The organism is Paracoccus sp. NIOT.M2S5SZ12, assembly GCF_057748165.1.
The window spans coordinates 52332-72195 of the sequence record NZ_JBYLFR010000002.1 but is presented as its reverse complement, the minus strand read 5'-3'; the positions used below and the strand labels follow the sequence as shown (position 1 = coordinate 72195).

At 71.7% G+C, this 19864-nt stretch carries 21 protein-coding genes and 1 other RNA gene; 10 read left to right on the top strand and 12 right to left on the bottom strand.

Features of this window, described 5'->3' with window-relative positions; all coding sequences use genetic code 11:
• The first annotated feature begins 218 nt into the window (after positions 1–218).
• Both AC2SGK_RS02135 and ffs read left to right on the top strand, forming a co-directional pair.
• Complete coding sequence (locus tag AC2SGK_RS02135) at positions 219–2078, top strand: bifunctional 2',3'-cyclic-nucleotide 2'-phosphodiesterase/3'-nucleotidase (protein ID WP_488321957.1); 1860 nt, start codon at positions 219–221, stop codon at positions 2076–2078.
• Positions 2079–2125: 47 nt separating this feature from the next.
• Positions 2126–2222, top strand: an RNA gene (gene ffs / locus AC2SGK_RS02130) — signal recognition particle sRNA small type.
• Positions 2223–2229: 7 nt separating this feature from the next.
• Here ffs and chrA read toward each other — a convergent pair.
• The 4 genes from chrA to AC2SGK_RS02110 all read right to left on the bottom strand — a co-directional run bounded on the left by chrA (position 2230) and on the right by AC2SGK_RS02110 (position 5091).
• The gene (chrA, locus tag AC2SGK_RS02125; RefSeq protein ID WP_488321956.1) at positions 2230–3432 is read right to left on the bottom strand and encodes a chromate efflux transporter; all 1203 of its coding nucleotides are present in this window, start codon (positions 3430–3432) and stop codon (positions 2230–2232) included.
• Positions 3433–3562: 130 nt separating this feature from the next.
• Positions 3563–3814 carry an HAD hydrolase-like protein gene (locus AC2SGK_RS02120; protein ID WP_488321955.1) on the bottom strand — a complete coding sequence of 84 codons (252 nt, stop codon included), beginning with the start codon at positions 3812–3814 and terminating at the stop codon, positions 3563–3565.
• Complete coding sequence (locus AC2SGK_RS02115) at positions 3792–4436, bottom strand: hypothetical protein (RefSeq protein WP_488321954.1); 645 nt, start codon at positions 4434–4436, stop codon at positions 3792–3794. The genes AC2SGK_RS02120 and AC2SGK_RS02115 overlap by 23 nt, the downstream gene beginning before the upstream one ends.
• A 40-nt stretch (positions 4437–4476) precedes the next feature.
• On the bottom strand, positions 4477–5091 hold the full coding sequence (locus tag AC2SGK_RS02110) for a hypothetical protein (RefSeq protein WP_488321953.1): 615 nt from the start codon (positions 5089–5091) through the stop codon (positions 4477–4479).
• Positions 5092–5367: 276 nt separating this feature from the next.
• Here AC2SGK_RS02110 and AC2SGK_RS02105 point away from each other — a divergent pair, with 276 nt between their 5' ends.
• The 6 genes from AC2SGK_RS02105 (at position 5368) to recR (ending at position 11427) form a co-directional block, all read left to right on the top strand.
• Positions 5368–5829 (top strand): putative pterin-binding protein, encoded by a 462-nt coding sequence (locus tag AC2SGK_RS02105; RefSeq protein ID WP_488321952.1) that lies wholly within the window; start codon positions 5368–5370, stop codon positions 5827–5829.
• Positions 5830–6190: 361 nt separating this feature from the next.
• On the top strand, positions 6191–8113 hold the full coding sequence (locus AC2SGK_RS02100; protein ID WP_488321951.1) for an ATP-binding protein: 1923 nt from the start codon (positions 6191–6193) through the stop codon (positions 8111–8113).
• Between the two features lie 107 nt (positions 8114–8220).
• Positions 8221–8613 carry a LuxR C-terminal-related transcriptional regulator gene (locus AC2SGK_RS02095; protein ID WP_488321950.1) on the top strand — a complete coding sequence of 131 codons (393 nt, stop codon included), beginning with the start codon at positions 8221–8223 and terminating at the stop codon, positions 8611–8613.
• A 73-nt stretch (positions 8614–8686) separates the two neighbouring features.
• The gene (locus AC2SGK_RS02090; RefSeq protein WP_488321949.1) at positions 8687–10474 is read left to right on the top strand and encodes a DNA polymerase III subunit gamma/tau; all 1788 of its coding nucleotides are present in this window, start codon (positions 8687–8689) and stop codon (positions 10472–10474) included.
• Between the two features lie 3 nt (positions 10475–10477).
• Positions 10478–10822, top strand: coding sequence for a YbaB/EbfC family nucleoid-associated protein (locus AC2SGK_RS02085; protein ID WP_488321948.1), 345 nt, complete (start codon positions 10478–10480; stop codon positions 10820–10822).
• 5 nt (positions 10823–10827) lie between these two features.
• Positions 10828–11427: a recombination mediator RecR gene (gene recR / locus AC2SGK_RS02080; RefSeq protein ID WP_488321947.1), complete on the top strand. Its 600-nt coding sequence runs from the start codon at positions 10828–10830 to the stop codon at positions 11425–11427.
• A gap of 100 nt (positions 11428–11527) precedes the next feature.
• Here recR and AC2SGK_RS02075 read toward each other — a convergent pair whose 3' ends face one another.
• The 4 genes from AC2SGK_RS02075 to AC2SGK_RS02060 form a co-directional block, all read right to left on the bottom strand.
• The gene (locus AC2SGK_RS02075; RefSeq protein ID WP_488321946.1) at positions 11528–11980 is read right to left on the bottom strand and encodes an Hsp20 family protein; all 453 of its coding nucleotides are present in this window, start codon (positions 11978–11980) and stop codon (positions 11528–11530) included.
• A 114-nt stretch (positions 11981–12094) separates the two neighbouring features.
• Positions 12095–13390 (bottom strand): glycolate oxidase subunit GlcF, encoded by a 1296-nt coding sequence (gene glcF, locus AC2SGK_RS02070; protein WP_488321945.1) that lies wholly within the window; start codon positions 13388–13390, stop codon positions 12095–12097.
• Positions 13390–14427, bottom strand: coding sequence for an FAD-binding protein (locus AC2SGK_RS02065; RefSeq protein WP_488321944.1), 1038 nt, complete (start codon positions 14425–14427; stop codon positions 13390–13392). Before AC2SGK_RS02065 ends, glcF begins: the two co-directional genes overlap by 1 nt.
• On the bottom strand, positions 14417–15874 hold the full coding sequence (locus AC2SGK_RS02060; RefSeq protein ID WP_488322197.1) for an FAD-linked oxidase C-terminal domain-containing protein: 1458 nt from the start codon (positions 15872–15874) through the stop codon (positions 14417–14419). Before AC2SGK_RS02060 ends, AC2SGK_RS02065 begins: the two co-directional genes overlap by 11 nt.
• 92 nt (positions 15875–15966) lie before the next feature.
• Here AC2SGK_RS02060 and AC2SGK_RS02055 point away from each other — a divergent pair, with 92 nt between their 5' ends.
• Complete coding sequence (locus AC2SGK_RS02055; RefSeq protein WP_488321943.1) at positions 15967–16728, top strand: DUF599 domain-containing protein; 762 nt, start codon at positions 15967–15969, stop codon at positions 16726–16728.
• Here the strand turns inward: AC2SGK_RS02055 and AC2SGK_RS02050 are convergent.
• Both AC2SGK_RS02050 and AC2SGK_RS02045 read right to left on the bottom strand, forming a co-directional pair.
• Positions 16646–17833, bottom strand: a complete 1188-nt coding sequence (locus tag AC2SGK_RS02050; protein WP_488321942.1) for an MFS transporter — start codon at positions 17831–17833, stop codon at positions 16646–16648. The two genes, AC2SGK_RS02055 and AC2SGK_RS02050, sit on opposite strands and share 83 nt — an antisense overlap.
• Positions 17834–17944: 111 nt before the next feature.
• Positions 17945–18343, bottom strand: coding sequence for a hypothetical protein (locus AC2SGK_RS02045; RefSeq protein WP_488321941.1), 399 nt, complete (start codon positions 18341–18343; stop codon positions 17945–17947).
• A gap of 54 nt (positions 18344–18397) precedes the next feature.
• Between AC2SGK_RS02045 and AC2SGK_RS02040 the strand changes: the two genes are divergently transcribed.
• Complete coding sequence (locus AC2SGK_RS02040; protein ID WP_488321940.1) at positions 18398–19165, top strand: alpha/beta fold hydrolase; 768 nt, start codon at positions 18398–18400, stop codon at positions 19163–19165.
• A 6-nt stretch (positions 19166–19171) separates the two neighbouring features.
• Here the strand turns inward: AC2SGK_RS02040 and AC2SGK_RS02035 are convergent, their stop codons facing one another.
• Both AC2SGK_RS02035 and zapA read right to left on the bottom strand, forming a co-directional pair.
• Positions 19172–19495 carry a hypothetical protein gene (locus AC2SGK_RS02035; RefSeq protein ID WP_488321939.1) on the bottom strand — a complete coding sequence of 108 codons (324 nt, stop codon included), beginning with the start codon at positions 19493–19495 and terminating at the stop codon, positions 19172–19174.
• Positions 19492–19863, bottom strand: coding sequence for a cell division protein ZapA (gene zapA, locus AC2SGK_RS02030; RefSeq protein ID WP_488321938.1), 372 nt, complete (start codon positions 19861–19863; stop codon positions 19492–19494). The genes AC2SGK_RS02035 and zapA overlap by 4 nt, the downstream gene beginning before the upstream one ends.
• Position 19864 lies beyond the last annotated feature (1 nt).

Sequence of the window (19864 nt, the reverse complement as noted above, 5' to 3'; positions counted from 1 at the left end):
CCGCTCAGCTGTGACCCTGCCCAAATGTCCAATTCATCCATCGCCGCGACGGGCCGTCGGGGCGGATGGAAAAAATTCCCGTGGCGCGCCTCAATCTCAGGTTGTTGGCAGCCGCGACGATGCGTTAACCATGGGCCAAGAGACTGCCGCGGCCCTTCGGGGCGACTGTCACCTCCCGGATGCAGGGTCACCGTTTCACGATGCCTGACCGCAACACGATGCGCCTCCCCGACGGCGATCCGGCGCATCCCGCCCCGGACGGGATGGTGCTGCGGATCCTGGCGACCAGCGACATGCACATGCATCTGCTGCCCTACGACTATCTGGCGAACCGGCCGTCGGACCGCATCGGCCTCGCGCGCATCGCGGGCCTGATCCAGGCGCGCCGCGGCGAGGCGCAGGCCTGCCTGCTGCTGGATAACGGCGACATCCTGCAGGGCGGTCCGATGGGCGATCTGGCGGCGCGCCGCGACGTGCCCTTCGCGGGGACGCATCCGGCCATCGCGGCGATGAACGCGCTCGGCTATGACGCGGCGGCCCTGGGCAATCACGACTTCAACTTCGGTCTGCCCTTCCTGCGCCGGACGATGGCCAAGGCGCGCTTTCCGGTGCTGGCCGCCAACCTGACGGTGCATCGCGGGCCGGGCTTCGCCGCATCCTGCATCGTCACGCGCCACCTGACCACCCCGGACGGCACGCGCCTGCCGCTGCGCGTGGGCGTGATCGGCTTCCTGCCGCCCCAGACCGAGGAATGGGACCAGGACCTGCGCCCGCAGATGCGCAGCGACGACATCCTGGACAGCGCGACGGCCAAGATCCCGCGCCTGCGCGCGCAGGGCGCCGACATCATCGTCGCGCTGGCCCATAGCGGCATCGGCCCGCCCCACGCCGCCCCGCGGATGGAACATGCCGCCCACGCGCTGGCCGCGCTGACCGACGTGGACGTGGTCATCGCGGGCCACACGCATGAGGTCTTTCCCGCGCCCCGCTGGCAGGACCGGCCCGGCATCGACGCCCTGCGCGGCACGCTGTCGGGCAAGCCGGCGGTGATGCCGGGCTATGGCGGCTCGCATCTGGGGGTGATCGACCTGCGCTTTGCCCAAGGCGCGGACGGCCGCCCGACGCTCGCGGGCTTCTCCGCGCGGGCCGAGCCGGTGCCGGCGGAGATGCCCGCCGCGCCCCTGGTCGCGCGCCCCATCGCGGCCGCGCATCGCGCCACACTGCGCCAGCTGTCGGCGCGGGTTGGCCGGTCGGGATCGGCGCTGAACAGCCATTTCTCGGTCATGGGGCATGATTGCGGGCTGCGGCTGGTGAACCTCGCGCAGCGCTGGCATGTGCGGCAGCGGCTGACCGGCACGGCCCATGCGCATCTGCCGGTCCTGTCGGCCTCGGCCCCCTACCGGGCGGGCGGGCGGGGCGGGCCGCATCACTTCACCGACGTGCCGGCCGGGACGCTGACGCTCCGGCACCTGTCCGACCTCTACTCCTTCCCCAACCGCATCACCGCAATCCGCATCACCGGCGCCCAGCTGCGCGGCTGGCTGGAGCGGTCGGCCAGCCTGTTCAACCGCATCCCCCCCGGGTCGCGCGACATGCCGCTGCTGAACCGCGACTTTCCGGTCTACAATTTCGACGTGATCGACGGGATCAGCTGGCGGGTCGATCTGTCCGCCCCGGCACGATACCATCCCGACGGGCGGCTGGCCAATGACGGGGCCACGCGCATCCGCGAGCTGACCTGGCAGACCCGCCCCGTCACCGACGACCAGGAATTCGTCCTGGCGACCAATTCCTATCGCCTGGCCAGCTGCGGCCTGTTCAGCCCGCTGGTGTCGCGCAACACCATCCTTCTGGACCGCGACGCGCTGACCCAGGACGTGCTGCGCCGCTATCTCCGCCGCCAGCGGCAGATCCGCGTGCCGGCGCGTCCGAACTGGGGCTTCGTCGCCCAGCCCGGCAGCAGCGTCCTGTTCCAGACGTCCCCCGCCGCGCTGGCCCGCCCCCTGCCCGATCCCGAGCGGCTGCAGGCGGTCGGGCTGGACGAGGACGGATTCGCGGTGATGCGCCTGATGCTGTGATGCGGATGGGCTTGCATCGGCCGCGCGCCCGTCCTATCTATCGCCGCGAGAGGTTGGCGCGGGCAGGCGCCTCGCCAAATCGGTCAGGTTCGGAAGGAAGCAGCCGTAACGAGCCCCGCTTGGGTCGCAGTCCAGCCTCTCACCCTTTCCCTCATCCCATGACCTGCAGCGCGACGCCCCCGGCGGCCCCGGCCAGCACGACGATCCAGGGCGCGACCTTCCACGCGACCAGCGCAACGAAGCAGGCCAGTGCCAGAGCCAGGTCGCGCATGTCGCCAATGGCGGCGGTGAAGACCGGATCATAGAGCGCCGCGCCTAGGATGCCGACTACCGCGGCATTGGCGCCCTGCATCGCCGATTGCGCGCGCGGCATGGTGCGGAACCGGTCCCAGAAGGGCAGCGCCGCCACCAGCAGCAGAAACCCCGGCAGGAACAGCGCCAGAATCGCGATCGTCGCGCCCAGGACCCCGTTCGGCCATGGCTCCAGCACCGCGCCCAGATAGGCGGCGAAGGTGAACAGTGGCCCCGGCACGGCCTGCGCTGCGCCGTATCCCGCCAGGAACCGGTCGGGCGTGACCCAGCCCGGCCCCACCACCTCGGCCTCCAGCAGGGGCAGCACCACATGCCCGCCCCCGAAGACCAGCGAGCCCGCGCGATAGAAGCTGTCGATCACCGCCAGCCCCTGCCCCTGCCCCGCCACCAGCGGCAGGCCCAGCAGCAGCGCCGCAAAGACCGCCAGCGCGATCCCGCCCTGCCGCCGCGTGACCGGCACGGAGAGCCGCCCGCCCGCCGACGCCGTGCCGCGACCCAGGGCCAGGCCCGCCAGCGCCCCCGCGGCGATGGCGCCGACCATGCCCACCGCCCCCGGCAGCATGGCCAGCAGCACGACCGCCGCCACCGCGATGCTGCCCCGTTCGCGGTCCGGGCACAGGCTGCGCGCCATGCCCCAGACCGCCTGCGCGACGATCGCGACCGCGACGATCTTCAGCCCGTCCAAGGCGCCCCCCGCCACCGGCCCGCCGACCGAGGCCGCAGTCAGTGCGAAGACCGTCAGGATCAGCGCCGAGGGCAGCGTGAAGGCCAGAAAGGCCGCCGCCGCCCCGCCCCATCCCGCCCGCATCAGGCCCAGGGCAAAGCCCACCTGAGACGAGGCCGGCCCCGGCAGGAACTGGCACAGCGCCACCAGATCGGCATAGCCCTGTTCGGACAGCCAGCGGCGGCGCGTCACCAGTTCGTCCCGGAAATAGCCCAGATGCGCGATGGGGCCGCCGAAGGAGATCAGCCCCAATTTCAGGAAGGTGCGGAACACCTCGGACGGGGTTCCCTTGGGGCGGGAATCGGGGGCGGTCGTCATGGCGGTTGCATCCTGTGCGATGGGACCCCCGGCGCCGCCGCGGGCCTGACCCCTGCTAGATCAGCCGCACGCCCCGGTCAAACCGCAGGGCCCCGCGCGTGACAGCGGCATGACGGCGCCCCGCCGGCGGTCAGAGCGACGGCAGCACCACATCGGGCGCGATGGCACCGTCGCGGATGGCGCCCGAACCGCCGCGACCGGTCACCAGGATCGTGTCGCAGCCTGCAGCCCTGCCCCCCGGCACATCGACATGCAGCACGTCGCCCACCATCGCCACGCGCCCGCCAAGCCCCGCCGCCCGGGGCGTGTGACAGAGCTTGGCCGCGACATGCGGCACGATGCCGGTGCGCTGGTGCAGGTCATGCGCCCAGAGGCCCGGCACGGCCGACAGCGCGCCCGCGCGGGGGGGCGGTGAGGTCGGGTCCCGCGACGACGACCGGCCGGGGCCGGGCGCGCAGGCAGGCCACCAGCCGGTCCTGAAGCACTGCGTCCCACCGCGCGGCCGACAGAAGGACGATGCCCCGCGCCGCCGACCAGTCCCCGTCCGCCAGCAGGTCGTGGACCCGCCCCCCGGCATCGGCCAGCGCGTCGCCCGGCGCGGTGATCGCGCCCCAGCCCCACCCGCCCAGCATCGACAGCGCCGCGGTCCGGGCCGACAGCACCTCTCCGTCGCGCAGATCGAGGCCCATCCGGCGGAACCGGGCCAGGGCGGCCTGCGGCGCGCACCCCGCATCGGTGGCCGGGACGCGGAACGGCCTGCCCGTCGCGCGCGGCGCCGCAAGGCAGGCCACGGCACCGGGACGCGCCGCGTCGCCCTCGGTCAGCACACCGTCATCATCGAACAGGAAGCCGTCGTAGTCGTCAGCCACCTCCATCAGGCAGGCGGCCTGCCGGATCGGGCCGGGCAGTCGCGCGGAGGGCAGGCGGTCGCGGATCGCCCGCCGCATCGTGCGGAGACGGTCCGGCGCCAGCAGGTCGCAGGCGGCAATGGTCAGCGCTGTCATGATGATCCTCCGGGCGGATGCCGCCCTTCAGCGCGCCGTCTCAGCGTGCGGCCGGTAGAAAGTCGGCCAGGACGTGACGCAAGGCGCCAAGCGCGGCCTCGTCGCGCAGTTGGGCGGGCATGGCGCAGAGGCGATAGCCGGTGAGGGCCTCGCGACCGAAACCCTGCGCCAGCGCCGGGGCCAGGATGCCGTCGCAGAGCTCCGGGGCGTCGGGGGCGTGCAGCATGACCGTGTGGGCCGCGCCCTTCAGCCAGATCGCCGCGCCCAGGGTGCGGCCCATCACCATCAGCGGATAGGGGTCGCGCCTGCCGAAGGCGTCCAGGCCATGGCCTTGGGTGACTAGGGTGATCTCGCTGCGGCCGACGGCGGTCAGGATATCATCGGACACCGTGATGCGGCCCATGATGCGCCCGTGGTCCAGCATCTCCTGCAGGCCGGGCTTGTGCAGGTCGCAGCGGCCCTGCTCCAGCGCCCCGGTCTTGTCGGGGTCGCCGTCGACGCCGACGACCCGGCATCCCAGGCTGGCCAGCGTCGCCGTCATCATCAGCCCCGCCCGGCTGAGCCCGAAGACCGAGATGACGGGCAGGCTGGGAAAGGTCGTGACGGGGAAGGCCGGAAACGACGTCGAGGTCTGGGGGAACCGCTGGTGGAACATGGCACTCACTCCGTTTGCTGTGGGTTCCTTGTGCCATGCCGGGGCCGCGGCGTCGCGGCGGCGGACGGATACCCGCGGCGCGCATCGGCATAGCCGACCCCCTGCGAAAGGATAGGTGCCCCCCGCGGCTCCTTCGATGCGAAGGATTTTATCAACCTTTTCCTGCGATCCTCGCCTTTCGGATAGGTCCCTATCCCGAAGCGCCGGCGCCCGCCGCGCGCCGGGCTGGCACAATGCTCGCGAGGACGCCCTGAACCCCGAAGGAAAGGACATCGCATGACGATCGTCGCCCCGCTGATCCTGCTGCTGGCCTGCCCCGGCCCCGCCCTGGCCGAAGGACCGCTGCTGTCGGTCACAGGCCCCAAGGCCACCCGCACCTACGACCTGGCCGCGCTGGAGGCCTTCGCGCCCGAACGATTCACCACCTCGACCATCTGGACCGAGGCTCCGGCCGAGTTCACCCGCGTGCCGCTGCGCCGCATTCTGGCCGATGCGGGCATCACCAAGGGCGCGGTCATGGCGACCGCCATCAACGACTATGCCGTCCAGATCCCCCTGGACGAGATGACCGACGACCATCCCATCGTCGCCTATCGGGTGGACGGCCGGACGCTGGCGGTGCGCGACAAGGGGCCGCTGTGGATCGTCTATCCCTATGACAGCGATCCGGAGCTGCGCTCGGAGGTCGTCTATTCGCGCAGCATCTGGCAGCTGGACCGGCTGGCGGTGGCCGAATGACGACAGGCTGGGCGATCCGTCCGCAGGGACTGTCGCGCGGCGTCTATGCGCTGTCGGCGCTGTTCGGGCTGGCGGTGGCGGCGCTGGCGGTGACGATCTGGATGTTCCAGATCGACGCCCGCCGGCAGATCGACCAGCTGGGGCACCGCCAATTCGGACAGCACCCAATGGTTCCTGGCCCAGACCGAAGTCGAGATCCTGTCCCTCCAGCGCGCCCTGTCCGAGATGGAGGACCCCGCCGCCGCGACCGCAGCCGTCCGGCGGCGGGGTCGGCGGCGTCCAGACCCTGCGGCACGGAGAGGGATTCGCGGCGCCGCGCGCCAGCGGCGACATCGGGACGCATCTGTCCCTGGTCCAGGCCATGCTGGACGCGGCGATCCCGCTGATCGACGCGCCGGACGCGGTGCTGGCCGCCGCCGCGCCCGAGATCGGGCCGCAGGTCGCGCTGGCCGTGCCCGAGCTGCGCAGCATCTCCCTGGAGGGGGTACGACTCTTTGCGCAGGATTCGGACAGCCGGCGCGAGGCGGTGGCCGCGGCGCTGACGCGGCTGTCGTTGCTGGTGGTGCCGCTGTTCCTGGTGCTCAGCGGGACGCTGGCGGGGCTGTTCTGGATGTTCCGCGCCGCGCGCATGCAGACGCAGCGGATCACCGCGGCCCGCAGCCGGCTGCACTCCCTGGTCGAGGCCTTGATCGACGCCATCTTGGTGGCGCAGACCGACGGCCGGTTCCAGGGCTACGACAGCGCGGCGCAGCGCATCTACGGCTATAACGCCAAGACCGCCATCGGCGCGGATGTGGTCGAGCTGCTGACCCCGCCCGATCAGCGCGCGACGGTGCGCGCGCTGCTGGCCCAGATCCGCGGAGGGGCGCGGGACGCCGGCGGTCGGGGCATCATCCGCACCACCGCCCAGCACCAGTCGGGCCGGATCATCCTGGTCGAGCTGTCGCTGTCGGTCACTGCGGATGCGCGCGACACGACGCTGGACGCGCGCAAGACCCGCTATCTGGCAGCGATGGAACATTCCGGGCAGATGCTGCTGCGCCATATCAACGACGTGCTGGACGCATCGCGCGCGGGGCGCGACCGGATCGACCTCACGGCGGTGCCGGTCGATCTGGCCGCGCTGCTGGCCGAGGCGGTCGAGAGCCTGCGCCAGCAGGCCGAGGCCCGGGGCAACGGCCTGGCGCTGGACTGTCAGGGCGCGTCCGGGCGGCTGGTGCCGGCCGATCCGACGCGGGTCGAGCAGATCGCCGTGGACCTGATCGGCAACGCCATCAAGTTCACCCACGGCGGCCAGGTCGCGGTCGAGCTGGAGCAGCGCGACGACATGGTCGAGCCGCGCGTGACGGATACCGGCATCGGCATGGCCGAGGAGGACCTGGGCCGGATCTTCGACGAGTTCGTGACCCTGGATCCGACCTTCGACCGCAAGGTGCAGGGGGCCGGGCTGGGCCTCAGCATAGCCAAGGGCTTGGTCGAGGCGATGGGCGGGACGATCGACGTGGCCAGCGAATCGGGCCAAGGGACGGCCTTCATGGTCGCGCTGCCCCTGCCGCGGGCGGAGCGGGCCGCGCCGGAAGGCGGGCCGCGTGCCGCGGGCCTAACCCGCGGTGCGTGTCTCGACGTGCTGATGGTCGAGGACAATCCGACCAACCGCCTGGTCGCCGGAGAGATGCTGCGCCTGGAGGGATGCACGGTGACCGAGGCCTGCGACGGGCGGGAGGGGGTGCGCGCGGCGGCGCTTCGCCGGTTCGACCTGATCCTGATGGACATCAGCATGCCCGGCCTGAACGGCGCCGACGCGACCCGCCGCATCCGCACCACGGGACCGAACCGCGCCACCCCGATCGTCGCCCTGACCGCGCATGCGATGGACGAGGATCTGGCCCATTTCCGGGAGGCCGGGATGGATCAGGTGCTGGTCAAGCCCCTGCAGCGCGCCGAGCTGGCCCGGATCCTGCACGCCACCCCGGCGGCGGGTGCCCCGCCCGGGCTTGGCGTGGCCGCGACCCTTGGCCCCGAGGGCGCGCGGGCGCTGATGGACCGGATCGCGGCCGAGTTGCACGACGGCCTGACATCCCTGGAGGCGGGGATGACGCCGCGCGAGGCCTGCGCGCTGGTCCATCGCATGGCGGGCAGCGCGGCCGTCGGGGGCTTGGGCGACATTCGCGCGGCGCTGATCCGGCTGGAGGAGGCGCTGCGCAGCGCCCATCCGAGGGGCACGCCGCCGGACTGGTCGGAGTTGCGGAAAATGCTGGACAGTTTGCCCACCACGACCGCCTGAAAAGCTGGCATGCAGGAATGACGGATGTGCCCCTTAGCGGGTCAGTCGGGCGCGTTGACGCGAAAGGTCGAGGGGAATGCGGGTTCTGATCGCGGATGCAGGCCGCGATGGGCGCGGCGCCCGTCGTGATGCTGACGGGGATCGCCTCGGCGCAGGTCGCGCGGCAGGCGCTGCAGGCGGGCGCGCGGGGCTTTCTGCCCAAGACGCTGACTGGACGGTCCCTGGCGGACGCGATCCACTTCATCGTCGCGGGCGGGGTCTTCGCCCCCTACGACCTTATGGCCGCCGAGGAGCCAAAGGCCTCGGGCCCGCTGACCCGGCGCGAGAATCAGGTCCTGTCCGGCCTGTGCCAAGGCAAGTCCAACAAGAAGATCGCGCAGGACCTGGACCTGCAGGAGGTCACGGTCAAGCTGCACGTCAAGACGCTGTGCCGCAAGCTGGGCGCGCGCAACCGGACCCATGCGGCGATGATCGCGCTGGACCGCGCCCTCATCGCCTGAACCCGCGTCGCGGCCCCACCCGGTTGTGGCCCCCGCCCGCGCCCGCTAAGGTGGCGCGACGCCCGAGGGACCGATGACCGACACCAAGCCCGCCTATCAGGTTCTGGCCCGGAAGTACCGGCCCGAGACCTTCGCCGACCTGGTTGGCCAGGACGCGATGGTCCGCACCCTGAAGAACGCCTTCGCCGCCGACCGGATCGCGCAGGCCTTCATCATGACCGGCATCCGCGGCACCGGAAAGACCACGACCGCGCGCATCATCGCCAAGGGCATGAACTGCATCGGCCCGGACGGCCAGGGCGGCCCCACCACCGAACCCTGCGGCATCTGCGAGCATTGCGTGGCCATCGCCGAGGGTCGCCATGTGGACGTGATGGAGATGGACGCGGCATCGCGCACCGGCGTGGGCGACATCCGCGAGATCATCGAATCGGTGCATTACCGGGCGGCATCCGCGCGCTACAAGATCTACATCATCGACGAGATCCACATGCTGTCCACCAGCGCGTTCAACGCGCTGCTGAAGACGCTGGAGGAGCCGCCCCCGCATGTGAAGTTCATCTTCGCCACGACCGAGATCCGCAAGGTTCCGGTCACCGTCCTGTCGCGCTGCCAGCGGTTCGACCTGCGCCGGATCGAGCCCGAGGTGATGATCGCCCTGCTGCGGCGCATCGCCACGGCCGAGGGCGCGTCCATCGCAGACGATGCGCTGGCGCTGATCACGCGGGCGGCGGAAGGCTCGGCCCGTGACGCGACCAGCCTTCTGGACCAGGCGATCAGCCACGGGGCGGGCGGCGCGGAGACCGGCGCCGACCAGGTGCGCGCCATGCTGGGCCTGGCCGACCGGGGGCGGGTCATCGACCTGTTCGAGATGGTGATGCGGGGCGACGCGGCCGCGGCCCTGACCGAGCTTCAGGGACAGTATGCCGACGGCGCCGATCCGGTCGCCGTGCTGCGCGACATGGCCGAGATCACGCATTGGATTTCGGTCGTGAAGATCACGCCGGACGCGCTGGAGGACCCGACGATCGCGCCGGACGAACGGGCGCGCGGCAAGGATCTGGCCGACCGCCTGCCGATGCGGGTCATGTCGCGCATGTGGCAGCTGCTGCTCAAGGCGCTGGAGGAGGTCTCGGCCGCGCCCAACGCGATGATGGCGGCCGAGATGGCGGTGATCCGCCTGACCCATGTGGCCGACCTGCCCGACCCCGAGACGCTGATCCGCCGCGTCCAGCAGGCGCAGGCCGCAGGCGAGTTCGCCCGCGGACCTGCGGTGGCGGGCACGCAGGCCGGCCAAGCCCCGCAGGCGATGCGCCGCGCCCGCGCCGCGACGGCGGTCCGGGCGCACGGCTCCGCGGCGCAGGCCCTGGCCGTGGCGCCCGAGCTGGTCGAGGGCTTTCCCGATTTCGCGTCGGTCGTCGAGCTGATCGCGCGCATGCGCGACATGACGCTTCTGGTGCTGGTCGAGCGGCACGTCGCGCTGGTGCGCTACAGCCCCGGCCGGATCGAGTTCCAGCCCCGCGGCAACGCGCCTGCCGATCTGGCGCAGCGTCTGGCCGAGCGGTTGCGCGGCTGGACCGGCGGCCAGCGTTGGGCCGTGACCGTAACGAACGAGGACGGCGCCCCGACCATCGCGCAGCTGCGCGAGGCCGAGGAGCGGGCCGCCCGCGACCGCGCGATGGCGCTGCCCATCGTGCAGCAGGTTCTGGCGGCCTTTCCCGGCGCGACGCTGACCGGCGTCCGGCGCCTGGACCCGCAGGCCGCCGAGATCGAGGCCGATGGCGCCGACGACCCGCACGGCCAGACCGCAGGCCCCGTGGCCGAGGTCGAGGAATGGGACCCCTTCGAGGATGAGGACTGAGCGATGATCAAGGGATTGGGCGGCTTTGGCGACATGGCCAAGATGATGAAGGCCGCTAAGGACATGCAGGACAAGATGGGCCAGATGCAGGAGGAGATGGCCCGCATCACCGTGACCGGGGAATCCGGCGCGGGCCTGGTACGCGCGACCTGCACCGCCAAGGGAGAGCTGACCGCGCTGGAGATCGACCCGTCGATCTTCGTGCCGTCCGAGAAGGAGGTGGTCGAGGACCTGATCCTGGCCGCGATCAAGGAGGCGCAGCGCGCCGCCGAGGAGCGGATGCAGTCCGAAATGGCCCGCATGACCGAGGGTCTGGGCCTGCCCCCCGGCATGAAGCTGCCCTTCTGACGCCCATGGAGCAGGGCGGCGACGACATCCAGGCGCTGATCGCGCTGATGGGCCGGCTGCCCGGGCTGGGCCCGCGATCGGCCCGGCGCATCGTGCTGCAGCTGGTGCGTCGCCGCAGCCAGCAGATGGCGCCCCTGGCCGCCCTGATGGAGCGCGTGGCGCAGACCGCACGCGAATGCGTGGTCTGCGGCAACATCACCGACCGCGAGGCCTGCGCGATCTGCACCGATCCGGCCCGCGCCACCGGAGAGATCTGCGTGGTGCAGGACGTGGCCGATCTCTGGGCGCTGGAACGGGGCCGGGCGTTTCGCGGCCGCTATCACGTTCTGGGCGGGACGCTCTCGGCGCTGGACGAGGTCGGCCCCGACGATCTGCGCATCCCCGTCCTGCTGGCCCGCATCCAGGAGGAGGCCATCGGAGAGGTCATCCTGGCGCTGAACGCCACCGTGGACGGGCAGACGACCGCGCACTATATCGCCGATGCGCTGGAGGGATCGGGCGTGACCGTGACCGGCCTCGCCCAGGGCGTGCCGATCGGTGGCGAACTGGACTATCTCGACGACGGAACCATCACCGCGGCCCTGCGTGCGCGCCGCAGGCTGTGACCGCAAAAAGGCCGCGTCGGGTGACGCGGCCTTTCCATCGGATGGCGGGCGGCCGGGGGGTCCGGGGGGCTGGCCCCCCGGCCGTCGCGGGACGCAGCCTTCAGGAGGCCAGCTTGCCCACCGCGGCGCTCTTGGCGATCTCGATCCGGCGCGGCTTCAGCGCCTCCGGGATCTCGCGGACCAAGTCGATGTGCAGCATGCCGTCGGCATGGCTGGCGCCATCGACGCGGACATGGTCGGCCAAAGCGAACTTGCGCTCGAAGGCGCGGGTCGCGATGCCGCGATGCAGGTAGGTGCGGCCGTCATCCTCGGTCTCGGGCTTGCGGGCCGAGACGATCACCGCGCCATCACGAACCTCGACATTGAGATCATCTGCCGCGAAGCCGGCCACGGCGATCGAGATGCGATAGGCATCCTCGCCGGTCTTCTCGATGTTGTAGGGCGGATAGGTCGTCGTCGCCACGTCGGCGGACAGGGCCCGGTCCATCACGTCTGCCAGACGGTCGAAACCGACGGAGGCACGATAGAGGGGGGTCAGGTCGAAATTACGCATGGGTCACATCCTGTTCAAAGCGATGTCGATGTCGCCCCCCGAAACCGGGCGGGCTGGAAAACCGACGCCGTCATGGCCGCCGGTTTCCTGAATCTAGGCCGCCCGAACCGCGTTTCAAGACCCCAATGCGGCCGGTTTCGGCCCGCCCGTGGCCCAGTCCAGCAGTTCGACCGTATGCACCACCGGCACCCGCGTGCCGCCGCCGATCTGCATCATGCAGCCGATGTTCCCCGCCGCGATCACCTCGGGCGCGATGGCCTCCAGCGTCTCGACCTTGCGCGCCTTCAGCTCGGACGACAGCTCGGGCTGCAGCAGGTTGTAGGTGCCTGCCGATCCGCAGCACAGATGCGGGTTAGCGGGCTCCAGCACGGTGAAGCCCATGCCCGACAGCAAGTCCTTGGGCGCCGCCTTGATCTGCTGGCCGTGCTGCAGCGAGCAGGCGGAATGATAGGCGACGCGCATCCCCTGCCCCTGATCGCCCGACCGCGCGGGCAGGCCCAGGCCCAGCAGGAACTCGGTCACGTCGCGGGCCAAGCCCGCCACGCGCCGCGCGTCGGCCTCCATCGGGTCGCCCTTGAACAGGTGGCCGTAATCCTTGATCGTCGTCCCGCAGCCCGAGGTGTTGATGATCACCGCGTCCAGCGCGCCCCCCTCTTCGGCCGCAAGCAGGCGGCGGATGCTGTCGCGGGCCCGCGCCTTGCCGTCGGCCTCCTGCCCCATATGCAGGGTCAGCGCGCCGCAGCAGCCGAAATCCTGCGGGATCACGACCTCCACGCCCGCGCGCTGCAGCAGGCGGATGGTGGCGTCGTTGATGTCGGTGTTCAGCGCCCGCTGCGCGCAGCCGACCATCAGCGCGACCCGCGCGCGGCGGGTGCCTTGGGCCGGGAAGGTCTGACCGACGTCGTTGCGGCTGGCCGCAGGGATGGACTTCGGCGCCATGTCCAGCATCGCGCGCAGGCGCCGGTCGGGCATCAACCCCTTGAAGGGCCGCGCGATCCGCGCGCCCATCAGCGCCAGCCGGAACCGGCCCGGATGCGGCAGCACGAATGTCAGCACCCAACGCAGCAGGCGGTCCATGACCGGGCGGCGATAGGTCTCCTCGATATGCTCGCGGGCATGTTCCAGCAGATGCGCGTAATGCACGCCCGAGGGACAGGTCGTCATGCAGGAGAGGCAGCCCAGGCAGCGGTCGATATGCTTGACGGTCTTCTCATCCGCGGGACGGCCGGATTCCAGCATCTCCTTGATCAGGTAGATGCGGCCGCGGGGGCTGTCCAGCTCATCCCCCAGCACCTGATATGTCGGGCAGGTCGCCGTGCAGAAGCCGCAATGCACGCAGGTCCGCAGCACCTTGTTCGACCGGGCGGTCATCGGATCGGACAGCTGTTCAGGCGAGAAATGGGTCTGCATCAGTCCTGACTTCCAAAAAGGCCGCGCGGGTCGAAGCGCGCCCGCAACTCGCGCTCCAGCCGGGCGGTCAGCGCGTCGGGGGCGGGCAGGATCGCGGGCGCCCCGGCGATCCGCCGGGCATGGCCCGAGAAGGCGGGCAGATCCGGCGCCTGCCCCTTCGGCATCGCGACATGGATCAGCGCGCCGCCCCAATCCAGCGACAGCGGGTCGGGCAGGTGGGCAAGCAGCGCGGGCGCCTCGCTTGGCCGGCAGATGATGCGCCAGGTGTCGAGGGCGGGATCGTGGATATTTGCGTGAAGAAGACCCCAGGCATCCGGATCGCCCTCGGTCACCGTGCCGAAGGCCTGCAGGCGCGCGGTCAGGTCGGCCGCGCGGGCCTTGACCGAATTGGCCAGCCCCTCCAGCCGGATCAACGCGCCCTGGCCGGGCCGCCAGGCCGCGCCCGAGACGTCGAAGGGCCCGCCAAGCGCGCTGGACAGCGCCGGGATGGCCGCCGCCGCGTCCAGCTCCGCCAGCGCCAGCGTCGCGGTCGCGGGTGGGATCGGGGCGGTGCGGAAGCTGATCTCGGTCAGCGCGCCCAGGGTGCCGCGACTGCCCGCCATGAGCTTGACCAAGTCATAGCCGGTGACGTTCTTCATCACCCGCCCGCCATTGCTGACGACCTGTCCCTGCCCGTCGACGAAGCGCACCCCGATCATCGCGTCGCGCGCGGCCCCGGCCTGCACGCGGCGCGGGCCGCTGGCATTGGTCGCGGCCACGCCGCCGATGGTGGAACCGGGGGCGCCCGACGGCTCGAAGCCCAGCATCTGTCCTTCGGCGGCCAGGATGTCCTGCACCGCGCTGAGGGGCGTGCCCGCGCGCACCACCAGGGTCAGCGCCTCGGGCTCGTAGAGCGTCACGCCGGTCAGGGCGGTCATGTCCAGCCGCGCGCCCTGCCCCGCACCGGGCCAGTGGCGCGTGGCGCCGCCGGTCACGGACAAAGGTTCGCGGGCATCGCGGATGATCTGCGCAAGCTGCGCCTCGGTCTCAGGCCGCATCGGCGGGCCGGTTCAGGCGGCGGTCGCGCCGGGGGGCGCTGACATCCAGCGGAAAGACCTTGGCGGCATTCAGCAGCCAATGCGGGTCGAAGGCGTCCTTGACCAGCATCTGCGCCTCAAGATCCGCAGGGGCGAACTGTTCGCTCATCAGGTCGCGCTTTTCGATGCCCACGCCATGCTCTCCGGTCAGGCAGCCGCCGACCTTGACGCAGAGGCGCAGGATGTCGGCGCCGAAGGCCTCAGCCAGGTCCAGGTCGCCCGGCTTGTTGGCATCATAGATGATCAGCGGGTGCATGTTGCCGTCGCCCGCATGGAACACGTTCGACACGGCCAAGCCGTATTGCCGCGACAGATCGCCGATGCCCGCCAGGACCGTGGGCAGGGCCGTGACCGGGATGGTGCCGTCCAGGCAGATGTAGTCGCCCATGCTGCCCATCGCGCCGAAGGCCGATTTCCGGCCCTTCCAGATGCGGGCGGATTCGTCGTCCGACCGGCTCTCGCGGAACTCGACCGGGTCGAAGGTCATCGCGATCTCGCGGATCAGGGCGAACTGCTCGGCGATCTCGGGGGGCGTGCCCTCGACCTCGACGATCAGCAGCGCCTCGCAGTCGGGATAGCCCGCGCCCGAGAATTCCTCGGTGGCCTTGATGCAGGGCGCGTCCATGAACTCGATCGCAACGGGGATGATGCCCGCGCGGATGATCGCGGCGACGCAGGCGCCCGCCGTCTCGGCCGCGTCGAAGCCGATCAGCGCGGGGCGCGCGCCGGCGGGCCTGGGCAGGATGCGCAGCGTCGCCTCGGTCACGATGCCCAGTTGGCCCTCGGACCCGCAGACGACACCCAGAAGATCAAGCCCCGGCCCCTCGCCCATCGGGCCGCCCAAGCGCACGACCGACCCGTCCATCAGCACGACCGTGACGCCCAGCAGGTTGTTGGTGGTGACCCCGTATTTCAGGCAATGCGCGCCGCCCGAATTCATCGCGATGTTGCCACCTATGGCGCAGGCCAGCTGGCTGGACGGATCGGGCGCATAGAAGAAGCCCAAGCCGTCCACCGCGCCCGAGACAGACAGGTTCGTGCGCCCCGCCTGCACCCGGATCAGCCGGTCCTCGGGGGCGATCTCCAGAACCTCGGTCATGCGCGACAGGCCGATGACGACCGCGTCCGCGGTGGGCATGGAGCCGCCCGCCAGGCTGGTCCCCGCGCCGCGCGGCACAACCGGCACGCGCAGGTCGTGGCACAGGCGCAGCAGGCGCGACACCTCGTCCGTGCTGCGCGGCAGCACCACGGCCAGCGGCGCGCAGCGATAGGCCGACAGCGCGTCGCATTCATAGGCCCGCGTCTCGGCCGGGTCGTCGATGACCGCGCCGGGCAGGGCCGCCCTCAGCGCGTCGGTGATCGCCTGCCTGCGCGACAGGACCGTCGCGTCGGGTGGGGGCATCTGCATCATGGCCGGTTTTCCTCCCTGCCGTGTCTTTTGCACGATAGGCAGCCCGTCGGGGGGTTTCAAGCCGAAGGCGGCGGCCCTAATGTCGCGTCATGACCCTGACGGCCGACATTCTCGACTCTTCCGTGGCGCTGGCCGACCTGGCGGCGCTGATGCTTCTGTTCGCGGCCTGGCTGGGCATCGGCTGGATCATCGAGCGTCCGCCCGCGGGACGGCCTTCGGTCTCGGTGCTGATGATCCGCTTTCGCCGGGAATGGATGCGCCATTTCGTCAGCCGCGAGCCGCGCATCTTCGACGGCAACATCCTGGCCAGCCTGCGCGAGGGCACGGCCTTCTTCGCCAGCGCCTGCATGATCGCCACGGGCGGCCTGCTGGCGCTGATCGGCAATGGCGAACGGGTCCGCGCCATCGCCAGCGGCCTGGAGCTGAACCCGGCCGAGACCGGGTGGGAGCTGCGCCTGCTGGTGCCGATGTTCTTCGTGGTGAACGCCTTCCTGAAATTCGTGTGGGCGCACCGGCTGTTTGGTTACTGCGCCGTGATGATGGCGGCGGTCCCGAACCGCCATGACGACCCCGAGGCGATGGAGCGCGCCATGCAGGCGGCCGACCTGAACATCACCGCCGCGCGCAGCTTTAACGCGGGGCTGCGCAGCGTCTATTTCGCGCTGGCGGCGCTGTGCTGGCTGACCGGGGCCTGGACGCTGCTTCTGGGCACGGCGGTCGTGCTGTGGGTGACGTGGCGGCGCGAGTTCGCCTCGACCTCGCGGCAGGTCATTCTGCGGGCGCTGCCGCCACCCGTGCTCTCCGGTCCTGCCGGATCGCGATTGTCAGAACGACGGCCCCCGCAGCCGTAAGCGCGACGCCCACCAGCCCCGGCGCGCGCCAGCCCCAGCCCGCCGCCAGCGCCAGCCCGGCCAGGAACGGCCCAAGCGCGTTGGCGGCGTTGAAGGCCGCGTGGTTCATGGCCGCGGCCATGTTCTGCGCGGACCCCGCCACGTCCATCAGCCGCGTCTGCAGCGGAATGACCAGCCCGGCCCCGGCCGCGATGAGGAAGGACGAGAGCACCATCAGCGGCCAGTTCCCCACGACCAGCGCCGCAAAGGCCTGCGTCGCCGCCATGGCCGCGAGGCTGGCATAGGCGGCGCGGTCGATGCCCAGGATCTCGGTCAGGCGCCCCGCGCCCCAGGTGCCCAGGGTCCCGCCCAGGCCGAACACCGCCAGCGTCAGCGGGATGACCCAGCCCGGCGCCGCGGTCGTGGCCAGGATCGCCGCCGTCAGGAAGGCATAGACCGCGAACAGCCCGCCAAAGCCGATGGCCCCCACGGCCAGCACCCAGAGCACGCGCGGATTGCGCAGCGCCGCCAGCTCGTCCCAGGGGCGCGCGTCGGGGTTGCCGCCCACCCGCGGCGCCACGCGCAGGATCAGCCAGGCCGAGAGCAGCGCGATGACGCCGGGCAGCGCAAAGCCCCACCGCCAGCCGATGCTCTGCCCCATCCAGCCCGCCAGCGGCACGCCCACGATATTGGCGACGGTCAGGCCCAGCAGCACCCGCGCCGCCCCCCGCGCCCGCTGGCCCGCGGGCAGCGCATCGGCGGCATAGAGCATCGCCACGCCCAGGAACCCGCCATGCGGCAGGCCCGCCAGGAACCGCGTCCCCGTCAGCGCCGCCAGCCCCGGCATGACCGCCGCCGCCAGGTTCATCACGCCATAGAACGCCATCAGCGCCGCCAGGAACCGCCGCCGCGGCAGCCGCGCGCCCAGCATGGCGGTCAGCGGCGCGCCGACCACGACGCCCATCGCATAGGCGCTGATGACATGGCCCGCCTGCGGTTCGGTCAGCGACAGGTCGGCGGCGAAATAGGGCAGAAGGCCCATCGCCGCGAATTCGGAGGTTCCGATGGCAAAGGCGCCAAGGGCCAGCGCCAGGATGGCGGCGCGGAAATCGGGGGTCGCGGTCATGGCACGGTCCTGCGGCACGGGTCGGGGGTCGCGGCCCTCACATCAGCTTGCGGCGGGCTTGGCAAGCCCCCGGGGCGTCAGGACAGCCTTGCAGCTTGTGCAAGGCGCCCGTCAGATCCAGCCCTGCCGCAGCGCGACCCAGATGGACAGCGCCCCCACCATCAGCAGCGCAAAGGCCACGGATGCGGCGATGCTGACCGCCCTGCCTCGCAGGCGCGCGGCCCCGCCCAGGGGGCGCAGATGCGCGCTCAGCGCGGCATGGTCGCGCGACAGGCGGTCCAGCGGCAGCTGGCGGGCGACGCGGGGCTGGCGGGACAGGCGCTGCGCCTCGGCCAGGCGGGCGGCGCGGCGGCGCAGTCGCGCCGGCAGCGCGCCGCCGCGACGGCGCAGCATCAACTCCAGGTCCGGACGCTCACCCCGCCGGGCACCGCCGAAGCGGGACGCGATCAGGTCGGCGATCTCGTCGGCCATGACGGGGATGTCTTCGAAGCTGTGAGCCTTGCGCATCATGGCGGCACGATAGACGGGATGGTTCCCGCGCGCCAGACGCCGTAAGCTGCCCGGATGAAACTGAATCACACCCTTTCCGGCCCCGAGGGCGACCTGCCGGTGCTGCTGGTCCACGGCCTGTTCGGCCAGGGCCGCAACCTGGGCGCGCAGGCGCGCCGGCTGGCCCAAACCCGCCGCGTGGCCACCGTCGATCTGCGCAACCACGGCGACAGCCCGCATGACGCGCGCGCCGATTACCCGGCCTTGGCCGAGGACCTGGCCCAGCTGATCGCGGACCTGGGCGGTCGCGTCGATCTGGTGGGCCATTCGATGGGCGGCAAGGCGGCGATGCTGCTGGCGCTGACCCGGCCCGCGCTGGTGCGGCGGCTGGTCGTCATGGACATCGCGCCCCTGCCCTATCGTCACGATCAGGCCGTGCATATCGACGCGATGGAATCGCTGGACCTGACCGGGCTCGAGCGGCGCTCCCAGGCCGACGCGGCGCTGGCCGGGCGGGTGCCCGATGCGGGCGTGCGCGCCTTCCTGCTGCAGAACCTGGACCTCAAGGCGCGCCCGCCCACCTGGCGGCTGAACCTGACCGCGCTGCGCGCCGCGATGCCGCAGATCGTGGGCTGGCCCGAGGATGCGCCCAAGGCCCGCTTCGACGGCCCCGTCATGGCGCTGCGCGGCGCACGGTCCGATTACGTCGACGCTGCCGGAGAGGCCGAGCTGAGGGCGCATTTCCCGCAGGTCCGCATCGTGACGCTGAAGGATGCCGGGCACTGGCTGCATGCCGATGCGCCCGAGGCCGTGGCCGAGACGCTGGCGGCCTTCCTGGCCTGACGCGCCTCAGCCCTGGGGGCAGTCCAACGCGACCAGCGCCACGGCGGAATCCGTCCCGCCCTGCGGGCGCAGGCTGCCCGGAACCGCCGTGCAGCCGCTGGCGCGGGACGCGGCCTCCAGCATGGCGGCCCGGACGCGGGGCCGGTCGGCGCGGCGGGCGCGGTCCAGACGGATCACCTGCGCCTCGTCGCCGCGCAGATAGACGGCCATGCGAATGCCGCCCGCGGTCACGTCATGGCGCGGCAGGCCCAGCCAACCCGGCTGCGGCGTCGCACATCCGGCCAGGGCCAGGATCAGGGCAAGGGGCGCCGCGCGACAGGCAGGCGTCACTCCGCGTCCCCGCGGCGCTGTTCCTCCAGCCGGTCGGCCAGGGATTCGGCGCGGGCGGCCAGTTCGGCCATCGCCTCGCGCAGGTCGGCCGGAATGACCGGGACCTCGACGCGGGGCGGGTTCTGCTGAAGGCGGGTGACGTGACGCTCGGCCTTCTCGGCGCGCTCCTCCAGCGTGGCGAAGCGGTCGGCCAGCATCAGCCCCGCCAGCAGCAGCAGGCGCGGCTCGGGGACACGGCCCGCCTGCTCCAGGATCTGGCGGGCCTCGCCGTCCAGGATCTGCGCGGCGCGCGCCAGCAGGCGCTCCTCGCCGTCGGCGGCGCCGACGCGGTATTCCTTGTGTCCGATGGTGAATTCGACCTCGGCCATG

Coding starts and splice junctions, on each gene's coding strand:
- AC2SGK_RS02135 (WP_488321957.1), top strand. CDS start 219: ATGCGCCTCCCCGACGGCGATCCGGCGCATCCCGCCCCGGACGGGATG.
- chrA (WP_488321956.1), bottom strand. CDS start 3,432: ATGACGACCGCCCCCGATTCCCGCCCCAAGGGAACCCCGTCCGAGGTG.
- AC2SGK_RS02115 (WP_488321954.1), bottom strand. CDS start 4,436: ATGACAGCGCTGACCATTGCCGCCTGCGACCTGCTGGCGCCGGACCGT.
- AC2SGK_RS02110 (WP_488321953.1), bottom strand. CDS start 5,091: ATGTTCCACCAGCGGTTCCCCCAGACCTCGACGTCGTTTCCGGCCTTC.
- AC2SGK_RS02105 (WP_488321952.1), top strand. CDS start 5,368: ATGACGATCGTCGCCCCGCTGATCCTGCTGCTGGCCTGCCCCGGCCCC.
- AC2SGK_RS02100 (WP_488321951.1), top strand. CDS start 6,191: ATGCTGGACGCGGCGATCCCGCTGATCGACGCGCCGGACGCGGTGCTG.
- AC2SGK_RS02095 (WP_488321950.1), top strand. CDS start 8,221: ATGGGCGCGGCGCCCGTCGTGATGCTGACGGGGATCGCCTCGGCGCAG.
- AC2SGK_RS02090 (WP_488321949.1), top strand. CDS start 8,687: ATGACCGACACCAAGCCCGCCTATCAGGTTCTGGCCCGGAAGTACCGG.
- AC2SGK_RS02085 (WP_488321948.1), top strand. CDS start 10,478: ATGATCAAGGGATTGGGCGGCTTTGGCGACATGGCCAAGATGATGAAG.
- recR (WP_488321947.1), top strand. CDS start 10,828: ATGGAGCAGGGCGGCGACGACATCCAGGCGCTGATCGCGCTGATGGGC.
- AC2SGK_RS02075 (WP_488321946.1), bottom strand. CDS start 11,980: ATGCGTAATTTCGACCTGACCCCCCTCTATCGTGCCTCCGTCGGTTTC.
- glcF (WP_488321945.1), bottom strand. CDS start 13,390: ATGCAGACCCATTTCTCGCCTGAACAGCTGTCCGATCCGATGACCGCC.
- AC2SGK_RS02065 (WP_488321944.1), bottom strand. CDS start 14,427: ATGCGGCCTGAGACCGAGGCGCAGCTTGCGCAGATCATCCGCGATGCC.
- AC2SGK_RS02060 (WP_488322197.1), bottom strand. CDS start 15,874: ATGCAGATGCCCCCACCCGACGCGACGGTCCTGTCGCGCAGGCAGGCG.
- AC2SGK_RS02055 (WP_488321943.1), top strand. CDS start 15,967: ATGACCCTGACGGCCGACATTCTCGACTCTTCCGTGGCGCTGGCCGAC.
- AC2SGK_RS02050 (WP_488321942.1), bottom strand. CDS start 17,833: ATGACCGCGACCCCCGATTTCCGCGCCGCCATCCTGGCGCTGGCCCTT.
- AC2SGK_RS02045 (WP_488321941.1), bottom strand. CDS start 18,343: ATGATGCGCAAGGCTCACAGCTTCGAAGACATCCCCGTCATGGCCGAC.
- AC2SGK_RS02040 (WP_488321940.1), top strand. CDS start 18,398: ATGAAACTGAATCACACCCTTTCCGGCCCCGAGGGCGACCTGCCGGTG.
- zapA (WP_488321938.1), bottom strand. CDS start 19,863: ATGGCCGAGGTCGAATTCACCATCGGACACAAGGAATACCGCGTCGGC.